The 17,868-nt window shown below is 74.3% G+C and carries 17 protein-coding genes; 7 read left to right on the forward strand and 10 right to left on the reverse strand.

All coding sequences use genetic code 11. The annotated features are described in order from the left end of the window. Positions 1-126: 126 nt before the first annotated feature. The 5 genes from ACFC0G_RS23420 to ACFC0G_RS23440 all read right to left on the reverse strand — a co-directional run bounded on the left by ACFC0G_RS23420 (position 127) and on the right by ACFC0G_RS23440 (position 5,997). The gene (locus ACFC0G_RS23420; RefSeq protein ID WP_376406269.1) at positions 127-855 is read right to left on the reverse strand and encodes a zf-HC2 domain-containing protein; all 729 of its coding nucleotides are present in this window, start codon (positions 853-855) and stop codon (positions 127-129) included. Beyond that, positions 852-1,430: a sigma-70 family RNA polymerase sigma factor gene (locus ACFC0G_RS23425; protein WP_376406271.1), complete on the reverse strand. Its 579-nt coding sequence runs from the start codon at positions 1,428-1,430 to the stop codon at positions 852-854. The genes ACFC0G_RS23420 and ACFC0G_RS23425 overlap by 4 nt, the downstream gene beginning before the upstream one ends. Before the next feature lie 83 nt (positions 1,431-1,513). Further along, positions 1,514-2,509 (reverse strand): DUF1996 domain-containing protein, encoded by a 996-nt coding sequence (locus tag ACFC0G_RS23430; RefSeq protein WP_376406273.1) that lies wholly within the window; start codon positions 2,507-2,509, stop codon positions 1,514-1,516. Between the two features lie 153 nt (positions 2,510-2,662). Then, positions 2,663-4,702, reverse strand: a complete 2,040-nt coding sequence (locus tag ACFC0G_RS23435) for a calcium-binding protein (RefSeq protein WP_376406275.1) — start codon at positions 4,700-4,702, stop codon at positions 2,663-2,665. A 224-nt stretch (positions 4,703-4,926) separates the two neighbouring features. After that, positions 4,927-5,997, reverse strand: a complete 1,071-nt coding sequence (locus ACFC0G_RS23440) for a hypothetical protein (protein ID WP_376406277.1) — start codon at positions 5,995-5,997, stop codon at positions 4,927-4,929. A 64-nt stretch (positions 5,998-6,061) separates the two neighbouring features. Here ACFC0G_RS23440 and ACFC0G_RS23445 point away from each other — a divergent pair, with 64 nt between their 5' ends. Further along, complete coding sequence (locus ACFC0G_RS23445; RefSeq protein ID WP_376406279.1) at positions 6,062-7,126, forward strand: ArsR/SmtB family transcription factor; 1,065 nt, start codon at positions 6,062-6,064, stop codon at positions 7,124-7,126. Positions 7,127-7,151: 25 nt separating this feature from the next. Here the strand turns inward: ACFC0G_RS23445 and ACFC0G_RS23450 are convergent, their stop codons facing one another. After that, the gene (locus tag ACFC0G_RS23450; RefSeq protein WP_376406281.1) at positions 7,152-7,721 is read right to left on the reverse strand and encodes a histidine phosphatase family protein; all 570 of its coding nucleotides are present in this window, start codon (positions 7,719-7,721) and stop codon (positions 7,152-7,154) included. A gap of 43 nt (positions 7,722-7,764) precedes the next feature. After that, on the reverse strand, positions 7,765-8,226 hold the full coding sequence (locus ACFC0G_RS23455) for an RrF2 family transcriptional regulator (RefSeq protein WP_376406283.1): 462 nt from the start codon (positions 8,224-8,226) through the stop codon (positions 7,765-7,767). A gap of 218 nt (positions 8,227-8,444) precedes the next feature. Here ACFC0G_RS23455 and ACFC0G_RS23460 point away from each other — a divergent pair, with 218 nt between their 5' ends. From ACFC0G_RS23460 to ACFC0G_RS23470, 3 genes are all read left to right on the forward strand, one after another. Then, complete coding sequence (locus tag ACFC0G_RS23460; RefSeq protein ID WP_376406764.1) at positions 8,445-11,120, forward strand: FAD/NAD(P)-binding protein; 2,676 nt, start codon at positions 8,445-8,447, stop codon at positions 11,118-11,120. A gap of 120 nt (positions 11,121-11,240) precedes the next feature. Next, the gene (locus ACFC0G_RS23465; RefSeq protein WP_329619159.1) at positions 11,241-11,486 is read left to right on the forward strand and encodes a helix-turn-helix transcriptional regulator; all 246 of its coding nucleotides are present in this window, start codon (positions 11,241-11,243) and stop codon (positions 11,484-11,486) included. Beyond that, positions 11,486-12,010, forward strand: coding sequence for a hypothetical protein (locus ACFC0G_RS23470; protein WP_376406285.1), 525 nt, complete (start codon positions 11,486-11,488; stop codon positions 12,008-12,010). Before ACFC0G_RS23465 ends, ACFC0G_RS23470 begins: the two co-directional genes overlap by 1 nt. Before the next feature lie 25 nt (positions 12,011-12,035). Here ACFC0G_RS23470 and ACFC0G_RS23475 read toward each other — a convergent pair whose 3' ends face one another. The 3 genes from ACFC0G_RS23475 to ACFC0G_RS23485 all read right to left on the reverse strand — a co-directional run bounded on the left by ACFC0G_RS23475 (position 12,036) and on the right by ACFC0G_RS23485 (position 14,648). Beyond that, positions 12,036-12,758 carry a VOC family protein gene (locus tag ACFC0G_RS23475; protein ID WP_376406287.1) on the reverse strand — a complete coding sequence of 241 codons (723 nt, stop codon included), beginning with the start codon at positions 12,756-12,758 and terminating at the stop codon, positions 12,036-12,038. Between the two features lie 54 nt (positions 12,759-12,812). Beyond that, a complete protein-coding gene (locus ACFC0G_RS23480; protein WP_376406289.1) occupies positions 12,813-13,430 on the reverse strand; it encodes a TOPRIM nucleotidyl transferase/hydrolase domain-containing protein in 618 nt (205 codons plus the stop codon). Positions 13,431-13,499: 69 nt separating this feature from the next. Then, positions 13,500-14,648 carry a sensor histidine kinase gene (locus ACFC0G_RS23485; RefSeq protein ID WP_376406766.1) on the reverse strand — a complete coding sequence of 383 codons (1,149 nt, stop codon included), beginning with the start codon at positions 14,646-14,648 and terminating at the stop codon, positions 13,500-13,502. A 298-nt stretch (positions 14,649-14,946) separates the two neighbouring features. On the opposite strand from ACFC0G_RS23485, the gene ACFC0G_RS23490 reads away from it, so the two are divergent. From ACFC0G_RS23490 to ACFC0G_RS23500, 3 genes are all read left to right on the forward strand, one after another. Then, positions 14,947-15,501, forward strand: coding sequence for a heme-binding protein (locus tag ACFC0G_RS23490; RefSeq protein WP_376406291.1), 555 nt, complete (start codon positions 14,947-14,949; stop codon positions 15,499-15,501). A gap of 2 nt (positions 15,502-15,503) precedes the next feature. Then, entirely contained in the window at positions 15,504-16,097 is a 594-nt protein-coding gene (locus ACFC0G_RS23495) for an ankyrin repeat domain-containing protein (protein ID WP_376406293.1), read from the forward strand. A 217-nt stretch (positions 16,098-16,314) separates the two neighbouring features. Further along, positions 16,315-17,856 (forward strand): FadD3 family acyl-CoA ligase, encoded by a 1,542-nt coding sequence (locus tag ACFC0G_RS23500; protein ID WP_376406295.1) that lies wholly within the window; start codon positions 16,315-16,317, stop codon positions 17,854-17,856. Positions 17,857-17,868 lie beyond the last annotated feature (12 nt).

Genomic DNA, 17,868 nt, shown 5'->3' on the forward strand with positions numbered 1-17,868 from the left:
GCCCCCCCCTCAAACCCGGGCCCCCGCCGGCCCGGGTACAACTTTTTAAAAAACTCCCCCCCGCCCCCCCGGGCCCGGCCGGCCCCCCGCCCCCCCCCGCCGCTCTCAGGTGGTGCGGCCGGTGTTCTACACGGGTACGGAGACGAACCTCTTGCCCGCCTCGTTCTCGACCACGACGGCGGCGACGTCGGCGGGGGCGACCGCCGCCGAGCCGTCGAGCGCGGCGCCCTTGCCCTCCCCTTCGCGGGCTCCGGCGCCCACGACCCAGCTGCCGGCCGTCGTCCGGCTGCCGTCGCGGCCCACCACGATCAGCGTGCAGCGCTCCCCCTTCGGCAGACCGGTGACCGCCGCGTGCACCCGGACCCAGCCGGCCGCCGGTGTCACCCGTACCGTCATCCGGGCGCCGGTCGCGGCGTCCGCCGCCGACGCGACCCGGGTGCCCGGCGGCGGTGTCGCGGGTGGTGCCGTGACCGTCGGCGGGGGCGACGGGGGCAGCGCGACGGGTGCGCCGGTGCCGGGCAGCGCCGTGCCGGCCCAGAACACGCCGGCGAGCACGGCCGCCGCCGCCAGACCCGTCAAGGCCTGGCGGCGGCGCCGTACGCCCGCGCGCTCGGTGCGCATCTGCCGCAGTGTCCGCTGGAGCAGCAGATCGCCCCCTTCAGGGGGCCCGTCCACGAAGGCCTCCGGTGGCACCTCTCCCAGCGCCGTCTCCATCTCGCGGAGCGCGGCCACCTCCTCACGGCAGGCCTCGCACTCCGCCGCGTGAGCCTCCACGCGCCGGGCGTCGGCGTCGTCGAGGACGCCGAGCACGTACGGGCCGAGCAGGACCTCCTCCTCATGGCGCTGCCGGTTCATGCGACCACCTCCTTGAGTCCGGCGGGCTGCTGCGGCACGCTCGTCCGGCTTCCTTCTCTGAACGTCTCGCGCAAGGCCTTGAGCGCGTAGTGCGAACGGGATTTCACCGTGCCCGCGGGAATGCCCAGGGTGTCGGCCGCCTCCGCGACACTCCGCTCGCGGTAGTACAGCTCGGTCAGTACGTCCCGGTGCTCGGGCGTCAGCCGGTCCAGTGCGCCGAGCACGGTCATCGCGTCGACGACGGAATCGGCGTGGTCCTCCTCCACCGGGGGCGTCGCGGGCGACTCCGCGACCTCGGCGGGCCGCGCGGCCTTCGCCCGGTAGCGGTCGGTGATGATGTTGCGGGCCACGGTCAGCAGCCAGCCGCGTACCGAGCCCTTGCCGTTGACCAGGGCATCAGCATGCCGCCACGCGCGGATGAGGGTTTCCTGCACCACGTCCTCGGCGGTGGCCCGGTCGCCCGTCAGCCGCGTCGCGTAGGCGAGCAACGCGCCCCCGTGTTCCTCGTACACCGATCTGATCAACACCTCGTCGCCCGAGCCGCGCCCGCCCCGCGGCCACAGTGGTCCGGCCATCACACCCACTCCGTCTCTCCGTTGCCTGCGTCGTGCCCAACACGCAGACTCCGGACCCCCGGTTCACGTGACCTGCGTCACACTCAAAGACGGCAGTGGCGGCCCGAGTTGAGGCAGTCGGTGACCGCCTCCATCCGGTCGTCCGTCATCACGTTGACGAACATCGCGTGATCGGTCTTCGGGCTGTGCCGCTGTTCGGGGAAGGAGTCCAGGGCGAACGGCACACCCGGACCGGGAGCGTCGTAGGCCAGCCGGATCGTCAGCTCGGGGACCGTGAAGGTGTCCTGCGGGCACACCCCGTTCGCTGCCCGGAAGACCAGGTGGGTGCGTTCGGGTCCTGCGGTGTCCAGGCCGTTCCAGCAGCTGGGGAAGGTCAGGGTGCGGGTCAGCCGGTCACCCGCCGGGCAGCGCGGATAGCGGGTCGTGAACCGGTCGGGGTGGCTCGCGCAGCCCCAGCGCGCCCGCACGTTCGCGTCGCTGCCGGCGGTCAGCGCCACGGCGTCGCCCGTGACCGCGCGCAGGAAGCGCGGCATCGGGACGACCTTGCCGACCGGGTTGCCGCCGAACTCCAGGCGTACCTCGGCCGGTTGGAGGATCTCACCCGCGTTGCCGTGCCCGGCCGCCTTCTCGTACGCGTGCCGGGCCGGCCGGTCCATACGGCGCAGCACCGGCCAGTAGTACGTGGAGCGATCGCCGCCGCGGCAGGTGGTGGGCGCGGCTGCAAGGCTCGCGTCGGTGGAGCGGGCGTCGGTGGACAGGTTGCCCACGTAGGCGTGGGTGTGGTGGGCGCCGCCTCGCAGGCCCGGCGAGATCACCAGGTTGTCCTGGTTGTAGTGCTCCTCCTCGTTGCGGCCGCAGTCGATCACGGCCGTGCCGGTCGAGGCGTCCGGCCCCGGAAGAGACGGCTCGCCCCGGGCGGGCGGTACATCGCGGATGTCGACGAAGTCCCCCGGCGCCGCCGTGGCGGAGGCGCTCCCGTGCGGCGCCCCGTCGTCGGACGCACCGAGGAGGGCCACGGTCAGGGCACCCCCCACGACCAGGCAGACCAGCACGGCGAACCAGCGACGTTCTCTCCCCATGCCCGCCACCGTCGCCGCCGCACACCGCCGGCGTCAACTGCGGGCCTTGGCCGGCCCGGACGCCCGGGCCGGGATCAGGGGCGGGCTCAGGGCAGGTCAGGAGCCGCCGCCACGGGGGTGACAGCGGCTCCTCAGTGGCCTTGCACGGGTCGGTCAGGGGCAGCTGACGCGGGCGTCGCCCGGGTCGGTGGTGCAGGTGTCGGTGCCGTAGCCGCCGTTGGCGGTGTCGTTGGCGAGGACGCCGTCGGTGGTCGTGAGGCGGTCGTTGCCGTACGAGCCCGTCAGGGTGTCGTTGCCGGGGCCGCCGTTCATCGTGTCGTCGCCGAAGGCGCCGTCGAGGTTGTCGTTGCCGTAGCCGCCGTGGACGGTGTCGTTGCCGTAGCTCGCGCGGACCGTGTCGTTGCCGCCGAGGCCGCAGATCACGTCGTTGGCGTAGCCGCCGTTCAGGGTGTCCGCGCCGGTGGTGCCGATGATCGTGCAGCCGCGCGCGTTGTTCACCGACGTGTTGGTGGTCGCCGTGTTGTCGGAGCCGACGGGGTCCGTCGGGGTGGCCGTGACGGTCGCCGTCTGCGTGAGGGTGCCGGTGGAGCGGGGCTCCGCCGTGATCGTGAAGGTCGTGCTCGCGCCCGGGGCGAGCGAGCCGAGGGCGCAGGTCGCCCTGGTCGTGGTCGACGTGCAGGTGCCCTGTGCGGGGGTCGCGGAGGTGAGGGTCACGCCGGCGCCGGCGAGGGTGTCCGTCAGGGTGACGCCGGTCGCGGTGGCGGTGGACGTCGCCCGGTTGGCGACCGTCACCGTGTACGAGACGCGGTCGCCGATGCTCAGGGAGGGCGTGGCGCTCGTCGTCACCGACAGGTCCGCGTGCGGCGGCGGGGGCGGGGTGGTGTCGCCTCCCTGGTAGCGGGCGAGTGCGAAGGCGAAGCCCGCCCCGTATCCGGCCGCGACGATCTTGCCGTCGGGCTGGACGAGTACCGCGCGGGCTTCGTCGAAGTCCCCGAACCCGGTGACGACGAAGCCGTCGCCGCCGAAGCCGGTGTCCACGGTGCCGTTGGGGTGGAAGCGGGCCAGGCCGAAGTCGTTGGCCTCGGCGCTGTCGGGGTCGTCGGCGCGGCCGGCGAGGACGATCTTGCCGTTCTGCTGCAGGGCCATCGCGTACGCGATCCCGCCGTCCCCGGGGAAGGCCACCGAGGTGCGGCCGCCGGTGCCGAAGCCCGCGTCGGGGCTGCCGTCGGCGAGGTAGCGCAGGAGCGCGAAGCCGGCACCGCCGGACCCCGCGGCGAGGATCCTGCCGTCGGGCTGCACCGCGACCGCGTTGCCGAACTCGGTGCCGCCGAAGTCCGCGCGGACCATGCCGTCGCCGCTGAAGCCGGTGTCGAGGGTGCCGTCGGGCAGGTAGCGGACCACGCCGATGTCGAAGGCGGTGCTGCCCACGTAGCCGACCGACACGATCCGGCCGTCCGGCTGAAGGGCCATGCTCCGGGCGATGCCGCCGGCGTCCTGCGGGGAGGAAGGGGTGAAGCCGGCGACGACCGCGCCGTCACCGCCCAGACTCGGGTCCAGGTTCCCTTCCGTGTCGAGGCGGACCAGGGCGAACCCGCCACCGCCGCCCTTGCCCGCGGCGACGATCCGGCCGTCGCTCTGGACCGCCACGTCCGCGCCGTCGGCGGAGCCGCCGAACTCCTCGACCCGTACGAGGCCGCCGTCCCCGAAGTCCGGGTCCAGGCTGCCGTCGGGCAGGTAGCGGGCCACGGAGAAGAAGCAGCAGCCTCCGCCCTCCTCCGCGATCACCTCGGTGGTTCCCGCCACGACGATCTTCCCGTCGGCGGGCTGGATGGCGACCGCGTTCGCCGCGTGGGCGCCGCCGCCGAAGTCGCTGGTCACCAGGCCGCCGGTGCCGAAGGCCGGATCGAGGCCACCGGCCGGCAGGTAGCGGGCGAGCGCGAACCCGCCCTCGCTCAGGCCCGCCACGACCAGTTTTCCGTCCGGCTGCCGCGCGATGTCGCGGCCTTCCGCGTATCCCGGGAAGGCCGTGGTCACCCGGCCGTCCGGACCGAACGTCGGATCCAGGTCCCCGGGTGCGGCCAGCGCCGCACCCGGCAGCGCGAGCACGAGCGCCGCGGTGAGGACGGCCGAGGCCCCGGCCCTCCCCCACGGCCTTCGGCGCCACCGCGCGGGTCTCGGATGTGTAGGGGTCATGGGTGTACGGCCTCCGTCGTCGAGAGGGTGCGGACAGCTGCGGCGCACAGCTTCGTGACCGAAACCCGCCCGTGGGACGCGGGCACCGCCGTACTGCGCCCACTGGCCCTCTCGAACCACCCCGGCGAGGGAGCGCGCGCGGGGCCGCCGACCGCCCGCCAGTGGGGCGACCCCGCGCCGGCACGGACCCCCTCACCCGCGCCGGCATCCGGGCTCGCGCCGGGTCAGACGGTGCCGCAGGTCGGGTCGGCGAGCGCGCTCACCGTGTACGGGGGCAGGCCCGGCGGATGGTCGAGCTGGCTGTTGACCACGTACAGGCGACAGCCGTGGCGTGCGAGCGTGGTCGGCACGTCGAAGGGGCCGTCCGTGAGGCGGTGCGTCACCGTGCCCGTCCGCAGCTCCTCGTCCAGCCGGGCGATGTACACACCGTGCGGTGCGCCGTAGTTGAGCACGGCGTACAGGGTCCGGCCCCGCAGCACCATGCCGTCGGGGCCGAAGGACTCCTCCCCCAGGTCGAGCCGGCTGACGTTCCTGTCGGCCGTACCGATCCGCCAGACGGCCTCGGTGCCGTTGGACGCGACCAGCAGGGTGGTGCCCGAGGCGTTCGCCACGATGCCGTTCAGCAGCCAGTACCGCGCCGGGAACTGCGGGAACGCGGAGCGGATGTCGAGCCAGGGTTCGAGCGGGCCGAGGACGCCGCCCCGGAACTCCGCCCGGAGAACGACCGGGTTCGCCCAGTCGGTCACGTACACCGCGTCCCTCGTCACGGCCAGGTCGTTGAGGTCGGGCGCGCCGAGCGGTCCGTCGGGGGCCGTTCGCGTGGCCAGCAGTCGCCCCTGACGGTCGTGGACGGTCAGCGTCGCGCCGCCCACCGACAGGACACGGCCGCGCCGGTCGGTGTGCACGCCCAGGGTGCTGGAGCGGCCCTCCAGTCCGCGTGCCGGGAAGGGCTTCAGGTCGGCGTGGTCCACGCGGCCCCGGTAGAGGGCGCCCGTGCCGTCCGAGGACACGTACATGGTCCCGTCCGGGGTGATGGCGATGCCCTCCGGGAGGACGCCGGGTGCGCGGGAGACGACGTAGGAGGCGGGGAGGTCCCGGGCGGCGGCCGGGCCCGGCGTACCCGCCAGGGCCGCCAGGAGGGTCGCTGCTGCGGTGAGGCAGAGAGCGGAACGGGACAGGGGACGGAAGGGGGTTCGGGTGGCTCTGCGGGGTGTTCGGCGTGCGGGGGTGCGGCGCATCGGTACGGCCTCCTGCGAGGAGTCGGCGACGTGGACACCGGGAGCGTGCGGCCTCATCGGCGGTGACGCATCGCCTTTCACCCCTGGGTAAAAGGGTCCGTCGCGCCGATAATCAACTCGTATGATCCGTCTTCATTTCACGGCCGACGATCTCCGCCGGATCACGCTCGCCCCGGCGGTCAACGCCCTGTCCGAGACCGCCCTGAGTCTGCGGTTCAGTCTGCGCCAGGGCCCGGGACCGGGATCGGGACCGGCCCCGGGACCGAGTTCGGGGTCGGGTTCGGGGAGCCGTCGACACGGGCGGTTGGAGCGGCCGCGTCCCGCCGCCCGGCAGTGGCACCGGTCCCTCCGCGGGACCGCGGGCGCCCGGGCCGGAGTCCTGGCCGAACTCGTCACCGACGAGGGATTCCTCCCCGACTTCCTGCTCCAGCCGACCCTGAACGACTTCACCGACGCGCTGGAGGCGGCCGCCTCGACACCGGCCGAACAGCTCGCCCTCGACCTCGGGATCCTCCCGGCCGCAGGCGGGAAGGGGCGCCTGACCCGCCCCGGGCCGTGGGCCCGTGACCTCGCCCACGGATCGCCGAACGCGACGCGCGCCCTGGTCGCCGACACCCGCCGCTACTTCCACACCTCCGTCCAACCGCTCTGGCCCCGGATCAGCCGCGACGCCCTGACCGACCGCGCGCTCCGTGCCGAGATGCTCCTGCGCGGAGGCGTCGACGCCCTGCTCACCACGCTCGCGACGACCTGGAGATGGCAGCCCCCGACGCTCCACCTTCCGTCCGCCTCGGCGTACGACATCCCGCTGTGCGGTCGCGGGCTCCTCCTCGTTCCCTCCTGGTTCGCGACCGGCCCGCTGGTGATGTACCGCCCCGGGGCGGCGACCGTCCTGGTCTATCCCCTGCACGACGACGGCACGGCCGAGGCGGCCCCGGACGGAGCCGACGGGCGGCCGGAGGCGCTCGCCGCGCTCCTCGGCCGGACCCGCGCGCAGGTGCTCGCGCTCCTCCGCACGCCCGCCACGACCACCGCCCTGGCCGAACGCGCCGCCGTCTCCCTTCCGGCGGCCAGTCAGCACACGCGCGTCCTGCGCGAGGCCGGCCTCGTCGCCACCACCAGGACCGGCGTCGCCGTCCTCCACTCCCTCACGCCTCTCGGGCACACGCTCCTCGCCGGTGGCTGATCGGCGGCGCGCCTTCGTGCGCCGCTCACGGGGAGCGTCGACCGCGAGGGATCTCCAGGTGTGTCAGGAGCGCTGAGCCCGGGCGGAGGTCCTGCCAGGTGCCGTGCCAGGTCAGGACGGCCGTCGCCGAGGTCGGGAACTTGGTCCGTACGCGGTCCAGCGCGTCCCCGGCGCCGTGGGCGGCGAGCAGCAGGACCAGGTCTTCGAGGCCCGGGTTGTGTCCGACCAGCAGGACGGTTCCGGCCTCGTCGGGTACGGCGTGGAGGACGTCGAGGAGCTCTTCCGCGTCAGCCCCGTACAGGCGCGGGTCGTGGCGGGTCGGCGGCGGACCGTCCAGTTCCGCTGCGGCCAGTTCCCAGGTGTCGCGGGCGCGCCGGGCCGGGGAGCACAGGACGAGGTCGGGTTGTTCCCCGGTCTCCGCGAGGAAGCGGCCGGCCGCCGGGGCGTCGCGCAGACCGCGTGGGCCGAGGGGCCGGTCCCGGTCGGGGACGCCTTCCGGCCAGGCGCTCTTGGCGTGTCGCAGGACGACCAGTCGGCGCGCTCGGGCGGTTGCGGATCCGCCGCGCTCGGGCGGGGTGTCGGTGGAGGGTGGCACGTCTCCGAGCGTAGGGGGTCCGGTCGGCCGAGGGCCATGGACGCTACGGGTACGTGCGGACGTCGTCGTGGTAGTCGCGGGCCCTCTCCCGTACGAGCTCGGGCAGGCTGTCCGCCGCCAGGTCCGCGAGGGTCGTGCTCTCCAGGACCTGGCGCAGGCTCGTCCGTACGGCGCGCCACACGTCCGGCATGGGTGCGGCCGCGCCCTGGTACTCCAGGCCCGTCAGTTTCAGGTCGCGCACGCTGACGAGCGGTCCGTCCATGGCGCGGATGACGTCGGCGAGGGTGATCTCGGCGGGCGGCCTGGTGAGGGCGTAACCGCCGTCGGGACCGCGCACGCTTCGGGCCAGTCTCGCCTGTCGCAGATCGCCGAGGACGACGAAGAGAAAGCGGACGGGGATGTCCTGGCGACCGGCGATGTCCTCGGCCTTCAGGGGGCGGTCCGGGGAGCCGGCCAGCTCCGCCATGGCCCGGATGGCGTAGTCCGTTCGTGCTGAGATCCTCACGGACTCAATGTCTCACGAGTGGCGGGCTTCTGACCTGGGCGGCTTGTGTCGGGATCGTCAACGGGCGTGGCCGGGCGGTGTTGTTGTCCGGAAGCGGCGTTGCCACTGCACTTTGTTCATCGACATAGTGAACATTGGCCGTGCAGTGCCCACCCCCTGGTTCGGAGGTCTCCGTGGTGTCCGTGGTACCTGAGTCCGGGCGGTCCTCGCGGCCCACCGTGGCCGTCGTCGGCGCCGGCGCGGCCGGTGCGCTCGTCGCCGTCCAGCTGTGCGAGGCGGCGGCCCGGCGCCGCACCGCGCTCGACCTCGTCCTCGTCGACCCCGCGCCGGAGGCGGGCCGGGGCGTCGCGTACGCCACCGAGGTCCCCGAGCACCGGCTCAACGTGCCCGTCGGCGGCATGAGCTGCTATCCGGACGACCCGGGCCACTTCCGGCGCTGGCTGTGTCGTCACGGCGAATCCACCGTCACCGCGGCGGACTTCGCCTCCCGGTACCGCTACGGCTCGTACCTCGCCGACACGCTCGGGCGCGCCGTCATCGCCGCGCACGGCACGGTCACCGTACGGCGGCTGCGCACCCGCGCGACGGGGTGCGCCGACGCGGCCGGGGGGCGGCTGGAGCTCCGGCTGGCCGACGGCGGCACGGTGACGGCGGACAGCGTGGTCCTCGCCACCGGGCCCGCGGCGGGCCGGGCGGGCTGGGCGCCGGCCGAGCTAGTCGCCTCCGACCGGTTCGTCGCGCGCCCCTGGTCCCCCGGCGCGCTCGACGCGGTCGGCGCGGCCGACGACGTCCTCCTCGTCGGGACCGGGCTCACCGCCGTCGACCTCGCGCTCGTCCTCGACCGTCCCGGCCGTACGGTGCACGCCGTGTCCCGCGGCGGGCTGCTCCCCCAGCCGCACGCGGTCGCCCCGCTGCCCGCCGTACCGCCGCCGCCGGGCCTCGCCGGTATGCCCTTCCACCGCCTCCGCCGGGAGGTGACACGGCACTTCGCCGCCACGCGGCGGGTCCACGGCGACTGGCGGCCCGCACTCGACGGGCTGCGGCCCGAGATCGTACGGCTCTGGCAGGGACTTTCCGACGACGAGCGGACGGAGTTCCTCGGCCGCGACGCCACCCCGTGGAACGTGCACCGGCACCGCATGGCTCCGTCCACGGCGGAGACGGTCGCGCGGGCGCGTGCCGCGCGGAGGCTCCGCGTCCACGCGGGCCGGGTCGCCTCCGTGGCGCCGGGGCGGGACGGCGGCCTCGTCGTCTCGCTCGACGACGGACGGGAGATCCGGGCGGCCTGGGTGGTGGACTGTACGGGGCCGGGGCTGCGGGCCGACGGCGATCCGTTGTGGGGCGGTCTGCTGGCCGACGGCCTCGCCGTCCCCGGGCCGCTCGGCATCGGTGTGTCCACCGACGGCGGTCGGCTGCTCGACGCCGAAGGCCAGGCCGGGCGGCCGCTGTTCACCCTGGGGGCGCCCCGGCGTGGCGAGTTGTGGGAGACGACCGCGATCCCCGAGATCCGCGCCCAGGCCAAGGAGGTCGCCGAGGCCGTGCTCGCCCCGCTGGCCCGCGCTCCCCGGTCGGCACGCCGCCGGCCCACCGACCAGTTCGGGCTGCCGCTCTCCACGCATGCCGCCGCCGCGGCGTCCTTCCGCTGCGGGCTCGGCCGGGTGATCACCGTACGGGCGAAGGCGGCCGAGGCCTTCGCGCGCGCCACCGAGCTGGACCCCGGGTTCGCCCTCGGGCACGCCGCGCTCGCCCTGCTCGGGCACGAGTGCGGGGCGGACGTCGACGTCGCCCGGGAGCTCGCGGACGCCCAGCGCAGTGTGCGGGAGCGCGGGGACGAGCGGGAGCGGTCGTTCGTCGACGTCGTCACCCGGCGGATCGCGGAACACGAGACCCACGCGGCGGGCGGGATGCCGGGGGACGGCGACACGGCGCTCGTCGAGCACCTCGGCCGTTATCCCGACGACGCGTTCGCGCTCGGCATCGCGGTGCCGACCATCGCCTTCTCCGGTGTCGCGGACCTCGACGGGTCGCTGGCCCTGGGGCTGGTGGAACGGACGGCGCCCGCCTACGCGGGGCACTGGTTCCACACCTCGCTCCTCTCCTTCGTCCGGCAGGAGCAGGGGCGGATCGGGGAGGCCGGTGAGCTCGCCCGGGCGGCGCTCGCCGCGGAACCCGCTTCCGGCCACGCCGTGCACGCGCTCGCCCATGTCCACTACGAGTCCGGTGAGCACGGCGTCGGCCGGGACTGGCTCGACGGCTGGATCGGCGGCCAGGGGCGGGGTGCCGTGCACCGGGCGCACTTCTCCTGGCACGTGGCGCTCCACGAGCTGGCCCTCGACGACTCCGCGGCCGTGCGCCGCCGGTGGTTCGCCCAGCTGGCCCCGGGTCAGGTGAACGGGGTGCGGGCCCTGGTCGACTCCGGATCGCTGCTGTGGCGGGCCAGGATGTCGCGGAACTGGACCGGCCGCGTCCCCGTCGACGGGGTGCTCGACGCGGTCGCCCGGGAGCTCGTCGAGCGTCCCTCGACCGCGTTCACGGCCCTGCACAGCGCCGTCGCGCTCACCGCCGCGGGCGATCTCCCGGCGCTCCGCCGGCTGAGCACCCACGCGGCCGGCGCGGACCCGGTGCAGCGGGAGGTCATCGTCCCCCTGTGCGGCGCGCTGGAAGCCGTACTGGAGGAGGAGTGGGCGACGGCGGTGCGCGAACTGCGCGGACTGCTGCCCTCGCTGCGCCGGGTGGGAGGCAGCGCGGCCCAGCGCGAGGTCGTCGAGGAGACCCTGCTGTACGCCCTGGTGGAGGCGGGGCACAGCGACACCGCCCGCCACCTCCTCGAACAGCGCCTCGACCGGCGTGCGTCGCCGCTCGACCGGCGGAGGCTGGCGGGGCTGACCGCCTGACGGGAAGCGTCGGCGGCGTCGGGACGCCACACGGCACGTGATCGGTGGGGCAGGGGCGTTCGCTCCTGCCTCACCGTTTGCATGTTGCAGCCCTGCTCTCAGATGTAGTACTTCTTATACATGAGCGAGCAGGTGCACAACAGGCTGGCGGTTGTACGGGCCGAGCGGAAGGTGTCGCGACAGGCACTGGCCGAGGCAGTGGGCGTCCACTACCAGACCATCGGCTACATCGAGCGCGGCCAGTACAACCCCAGCCTCGACCTGGCCCTGAAAGTGGCCCGGTTCTTCCGGCTGCCGGTGGAGGCGCTGTTCTCCCTGGAGCCGTTCCAGCCGCTCACCGACGAGGTCTACGGGAGGAAGCAGTGATGACCGCGACGCGCTACGACCGGCGGATGTACGCCGTGATGAACGACCGCCGGGCAGCGGCGGTGTACGCCACGGCGGGGCGGCGCCGGCTGCTGGTGGGGGCCCATGTCGTCCTCACCGGCGTCGGGGTGGCCGCGTGGATCGGCACGGTCTTCGGTTCCGGGTGGATCCTGGCCGTCGCGGTCGCCGCGACGCTGCTCCCGTGGGTCGTGCTCACCGGGGCGCTCAACGGCTCCACGCGAGGACTCCTCGAACTGCGCGGCCGGATGCTGGACGAGCGGCAGCTCGTCGAGCGGGACCGGGTGCGGGCCGTGGCCCACCGGCTCACGCTCTGGCTGCTCGTGGCCGCCGCGTTCGGTACGGGCGCCTACGGCGTCCTGGCGGACGCGCCGCTCCGGGCCGCAGTGACCCCGGCCCTCGTCGGGGTGCTCGCCGCGCACTGGATGATGCCGCTATGGGTGGCGGGCCTGCGGGTCCAGGACGAACCGCGCGAGCCGGAAGAGGAGTTCGGCGACGCGTCCTGAGGACGCGCCGCCCGGGGACGCCTTCTCAGCGGGGCGTCAGCACGCGGAACTCGTTGCCGTCGGGGTCGGCCAGTGCCACCCCGCCGGTGTCGTTCCCGTCCGTGTCGATGCGGGTCGCGCCGAGGGAGACCAGCCGGTCGACCTCCGCCCGCAGGTCACCGTGGGCCGGCGGAGCGAGGTCGAAGCGCAGCCGGGTCCTGCCGTGCCTCGGGTTCAGCGGCGGGCCGCCCCAGGTGACCTTCGGTCCCCCGTGCGGCGAGCGGATCGCGGTCTCCTGGTCCTGGTCCCAGACCAGCGGCCAGTCCAGCGCCTTGCTCCAGAAGTACCCGACCTCCTGCGTGCCGTCGCAGCTGAGCGCTCCGATGAATCCGCAGTCGGCGAGGAACGTGTTGCCCGGCTCGATGACGCAGAACTCGTTGCCCTCGGGGTCGGCGAGCACGACGTGCCCCTCCTCCCCGGTCTGGCCGATGTCGAGGTGCCGGCCGCCAAGTTCGAGCGCCCTCGCCACGACCTGCTGCTGGTCGTCGAGGGACGTACTCGTCATGTCGAAGTGCAGCTGGTTCTGCACCGCCTTCTTCTCCTGGGTGGGGAGGAAGCGGAGCCGGAAGCCGGTGTCGTCGTTCGGGAGGAGCACGATGCCGTCGTCGGAGGCGGCGCTCACCTCCCAGCCCAGGAGACCAGCCCAGAAACGTGCCAGGAGGGCGGGGTCGTTCGCGTCGAAGCTCAGCGCGTGGAGGTGGGACGTCATCCGCCGGAGACTGCCCGAAGAGCCCCTGCCGATCAACCGGTTTTCGGCTCGCGGTCACACGCTCGCGAGGAGGTCGTCGAGCGGGGCCGGTACCTGCCCTGAGTCGAGGGCCTCGGCGAGGAGGGTTCCGTAGCGGATCTTGCGGCCCTTCTTCGTCCCGAGGAAGCGCCGCAACTGCTGGTGCCGCGGGCGGCCGTTCTGCGCGGGCTGGTGCAGGAAGGTCTGCCAGGGGCGGAGGTCGCCCTCCGCCTGGATGATCTCCTCGACCCTCGCCGTGCCCAGGGCGCGGATGAACTCGTCCTCCAGGTCCGCCGCGCACACGTAGATGTCGCGCCCCGATGCCCCTGCCCGCGTCAGGCCCCGGTCGTAGAAGGGCTGCTCGCGCTCGTCGCACAGGCCTGCCAGGCGCAGGCCGAGGCCGGGCGGGCCGAGGAGGCCGGCGTAGCGGGCGATGTTCATCGCCCCGCCCATCGACAGCACGCACACGCCCTCGGCGGCCAGGTCCCGGCCGCGCCGCGCGGCCAGGGCCTCGACGGCCGCGAGGTCGCTCAGGCCTTCCAGCAGCACCGCCGTCCGTACGTCAAGACGCTCGGCCAGCTCGCTCGCCGGCTCGCCGGGGCCGCCGCTCGCCCAGTCGCCGACCGCTTCCCGGAACGCTTCCATCTGCACCATGCGGCGAGTCTGTACCGCCGCCGACGGCACGGCACGGGATTTTCGGCGGCCGGCCACGGTGCCGGCCCCTCAGGACGGGAGGGGGACGGCGGCGGAGAGCACGGTGCCTTCGCCGGGGGCCGACTCGACGGCGAGGGTGCCGCCGAGCTGCTGGAGGCGGGCGCGCATGGCGGGCAGGCCGTGGCCGCGTACGACGCCGGGCCTGTCGGTGGGAGTGAAGCCGCGGCCGTCGTCGGCGATGTCGAGGACCACCTGGTCGTCGAGGTAGGTCAGGGTGAGGGCGGCGGCGGTGGCGTCGGCGTGCTCGCGGATGTTGGCGAGGGCGCCCTGCGCGATGCGCAGCAGCGCGGACTGCACGCGTTCGGGGAGGGGCGTGGTGGGGGTGCCGTCCTGGTGGAAGCGGACGTGGAGGGTGTCGGAGGTCTCCCGGTCCGCGAGGGTGCGCAGCGCGTCGTCGAGGCTTGTGCCGTCGGCGAGGTCGGCGGGGGCGAGGTCGTGGACGAAGCGGCGGGCCTCGGCCAGGTTGTGTTCGGCGATGGAGGCGGCGGTACGGATGTGGCGGCGGGCGGTCGCCGGGTCGCTGTCCCAGAGCCGGTCCGCGGCCTGGAGGAGCATCTGCTGGCTGGACAGGCCCTGGGCGAGGGTGTCGTGGATCTCCATGGAGAGCCGCTGGCGCTCGGCGAGGGTGCCCTCGCGGCGCTCGGTCGCGGCCAGTTCCCTGCGGGTGCGGACGAGGTCGGTGATGACGGTCCGGAGCCGGTCGGCCTGCCGCTGGGAGTGGATGAACACCGCCGTGGCGACGGCGGCGACGGCCGGTGGGGAGAACAGCAGGTTGGGGTCGAAGCCGAAGCGCAGCCGCAGTTTGACCTGGGCGGCCACGACGGCGGCGGTCAGGAGCGCGACGAGGACGACCGCGGGCCGGGTGCGCAGGGAACGCAGGCCTGTGTAGAAGAGCGGGACCGCGCACCAGCCGAAGCTCGGCGCCAGCACCACCAGGGTGAGCCAGGTGCCGATCACGGCCGTCAGCCAGAGCGCGGGGGCGGTGGTGGGCGCGCCGGACGCCGCGGGCCGCCGGGGGCCCAGGACCGGGCCCAGGACGTACAGGAGGGCCAGGACGACGGCGAGGGCGATCACCCAGGGCGTGGAGGGGGCGCCGGGGTGGACGATCAGGTACCGGGTCAGCGACGAGCACAGGAGGACGAAGAACGCCACGTGCATCACGGTGGCGAGCCAGCGGGCGTCGGGGTCGGCCGCCTCCGTGTCGAGGGGTGGCCGTTCGTGTGTCCGCACTGCTTCGCTCCTTGCCGCCGGCCGCTTCCCCCAGGGCCAGGCTATCCGGAGAGATCCATTCCGCATCAACCGATCGGCTGACCCCCGGGTCCTCCGCAGGGGCCGCCGGAGGCAGCCCGTAGGCCGACCGTCCGGGGCCCCGGGCGGCACCAGGATGGAGTGCAGAGCGGGAACGCAGAGCTTCCCGAGGCCCCTCAGGGGGCGCCGTCCCAAGGAGCTGATGATCGTGAAGAAGCTGTCCCTGCGCACCCGTGTCCTGACCGGTACGGTCGCCGCCGCCGCGCTGGCCGCCGGTACCTTCGGCGCGGTCTCCGCCAACGCCGCCACCCCGGCCGCCGCCCCCGCCGCGGTCACGGCCGACGCGAAGAACAAGAACACGACGGAGTCGACGCACCTGACGATCGAGGCCGCGACGAAGGCCGCGCAGGCGACCCTGGACGCCGCAGAGAAGGAGAACCAGCGCGTCTCCGTCGCCGTCGTCGACCGCAACGGCAACACGATCGTCACCCTCCGCGGCGACGGCGCCGGACCCCAGTCCTACGAGTCCGCCGTGAAGAAGGCGTACACCGCCGTCTCCTGGAACGCCCCCACCTCCGAACTCGCCAAGCGCCTCACCAACGCCCCCACCCTCAAGGACATCCCCGGCACCCTCTTCCTCGCGGGCGGCGCCCCCGTCACCGCCAAGGGCGCCCCCATCGCCGCCATCGGCGTCGCCGGCGCCCCCTCCGGCGACCTCGACGAGAAGTTCGCCCAGGCCGGCATCGCCACCCTCGGCGAGTGACCATGGGTGACCACGACCGCCGCCTCCTGGCTGCCGCCCGCCGGGGCGACGCCGGGGAGGTGCGCGCCGCCCTGGACGCGGGGGCCCGGGTGGAGGCCCGGGACGAGGAACTGCGTTCCCCGCTGCTGCTCGCCGCGCTCGGGAGTCATGTCGAGGCGGCCCGTGTGCTGGTCGCGGCCGGGGCCGATCCGAACGCCCAGGACCGCCGTCACGACAGCGCGTGGCTCGTGACCGGCGTGACCGGAAGCGTCGCGATGATGCGCGCCCTGCTTCCCGGGGGCCCGGATCCGGCGGTGCGCAATCGTTTCGGCGGGGTCTCGCTGATCCCCGCGAGCGAGCGTGGTCACGTCGCCTATGTGCGGGCGGTGCTGCGGGAGACCGACATCGACGTGGACCACGTCAACGACCTCGGCTGGACGGCCCTGCTGGAGGCCGTGATCCTCGGGGACGGCGGTCGCCCGCACCAGGAGGTCGTCGAGCTCCTCCTCGCCGCCGGTGCCGACCGGGAACTCGCCGACGCGGACGGCGTCACGCCCCTGCGGCATGCCCGGCGCCGCGGGTTCGACGCGATCGCGGCGCTGCTGGCCACGGTCTGAGGGATCCGCCTCCCGCCGAGCCCCTCGCGGTGAGCCTCTCGCGCCGAGCCCTTCCCGGCACCGGCGGGCGCCGGAGGTGAAGAACCTCCGGCACCTTCCCGGTGAGCGGGAACTGGCTGCTGCGCCGGGCCGCCTCTCCCTGCCAGGCTCCGGTCCGCTGTGGTTCCGGGCCCCGGCCCCGACGAGGGGCGGGGCGGCAGGGAGGACGTGACGGATCATGACAGGCGCGCAGACGGTCGCCCGGCTCGCGGACCGGGCCGCGGAGAGATACGGGGGCGAGGAGGCCCTCGTCTTCGGCGAGGACCGGTGGTCGTTCGCGGAGCTGCGGGACCGGGTCGACCGGGTGGCACGCGCGGTGATCGCCCAGGGGGTGCGGCCGGGCGACCCGGTCGCCGTGTGGGCGCCCAACAGCGCCCGCTGGGTGGTGGCCGCGCTGGGCGCGGTGGCGGCGGGCGGAGTGCTCGTCCCGGTGAACACCCGCTACAAGGCGGCCGAGGCCGCCGACATCCTGCGCCGGTCCCGCGCCCGGCTCCTCTTCACCGAGGACGACTTCCTCGGGACGGACTACCGGGCCGTGCTCGCGGAGTCGGGAGAGGAACTCCCGCTGCTCGACAGGACCGTGGCCCTGCACTCCGCGGAATGGGACGGGTTCCTGGTGGGCGCGGACCGGGTGACCGGGGAGGAGCGGCTGGCCCGGAGCGCCGCCGTCCGGCCCGGGGACACCGCCGACGTCCTCTTCACGTCCGGGACCACCGGCCGGCCCAAGGGCGTCCCCGCCACCCACGCGCAGAACCTGCGCGTGTACGACGCGTGGGCGCGCGCGGTCACGCTCCGGCGCGGCGACCGCTACCTTCTCGTGAACCCGTTCTTCCACACCTTCGGCTACAAGGCGGGTGTGCTCGCCTGCCTGTTGCACGGGGCGACGATCGTCCCCGAGCGGGTCTTCGACGCGGAGACCGTCCTCGGCCGGATGCGGGACGAGCGGATCTCCGTCCTCACCGGCGCGCCCACCGTCTTCACCTCGCTGGTCCACCACCCGCGGCGCGCGGCGTACGACCTGTCGTCGATGCGGATGGCCGTCACGGGGGCGGCGAACATCCCCACCGCGCTCATCGAGCGGATCAGGACGGACATCGGCGCGCGGAACATCAGCACCGCGTACGGGCTGACGGAGGCGACGGGCGTGGTCGCGATCTGCCGGCCGCACGAGTCCCCCGAGGCCCTGGCGGGTACCTCCGGAACGGCCCTGGAGGGCACCGAGCTGCGGATCGACGCGCCGCCCGGGGAGCCCGGCGAGATCCTCACGCGCGGCGATCACGTCATGCACGGCTACCTCGACGACCCCGAGGCCACCGCCGAGGCGGTCGACGCGGACGGCTGGCTGCACACCGGGGACGTCGGCGTCCTCGACGAGCGCGGGTTCCTGCGGATCACCGACCGGCTCAAGGACATGTTCGTGGTCGGCGGGTTCAACGTGTACCCGGCCGAGGTGGAGCAGGTGCTGCGCGGCCATCCGGACGTCCTGGACGCGGCGGTCGTGGGCGCGCCGGACGGGCGGCTCGGGGAGGTCGGCGTCGCGTACTGCGTGCCGGCGGCGGGGACCCTGATCGACGCGGCGGACCTTTCCGCCTACACGCGGGAGCGGCTGGCCAACTTCAAGGCGCCGCGTGCCTTCCACTCCGTGGCGGCGCTCCCGCACAACGCCGCCGGAAAGGTCGACAAGGCCGCTCTGCGCCGCCGCACCACCACCACCGGATGAGGAGAGTACGAA

Source organism: Streptomyces sp. NPDC056169 (assembly GCF_042268445.1).
Taxonomy (GTDB): domain Bacteria; phylum Actinomycetota; class Actinomycetes; order Streptomycetales; family Streptomycetaceae; genus Streptomyces.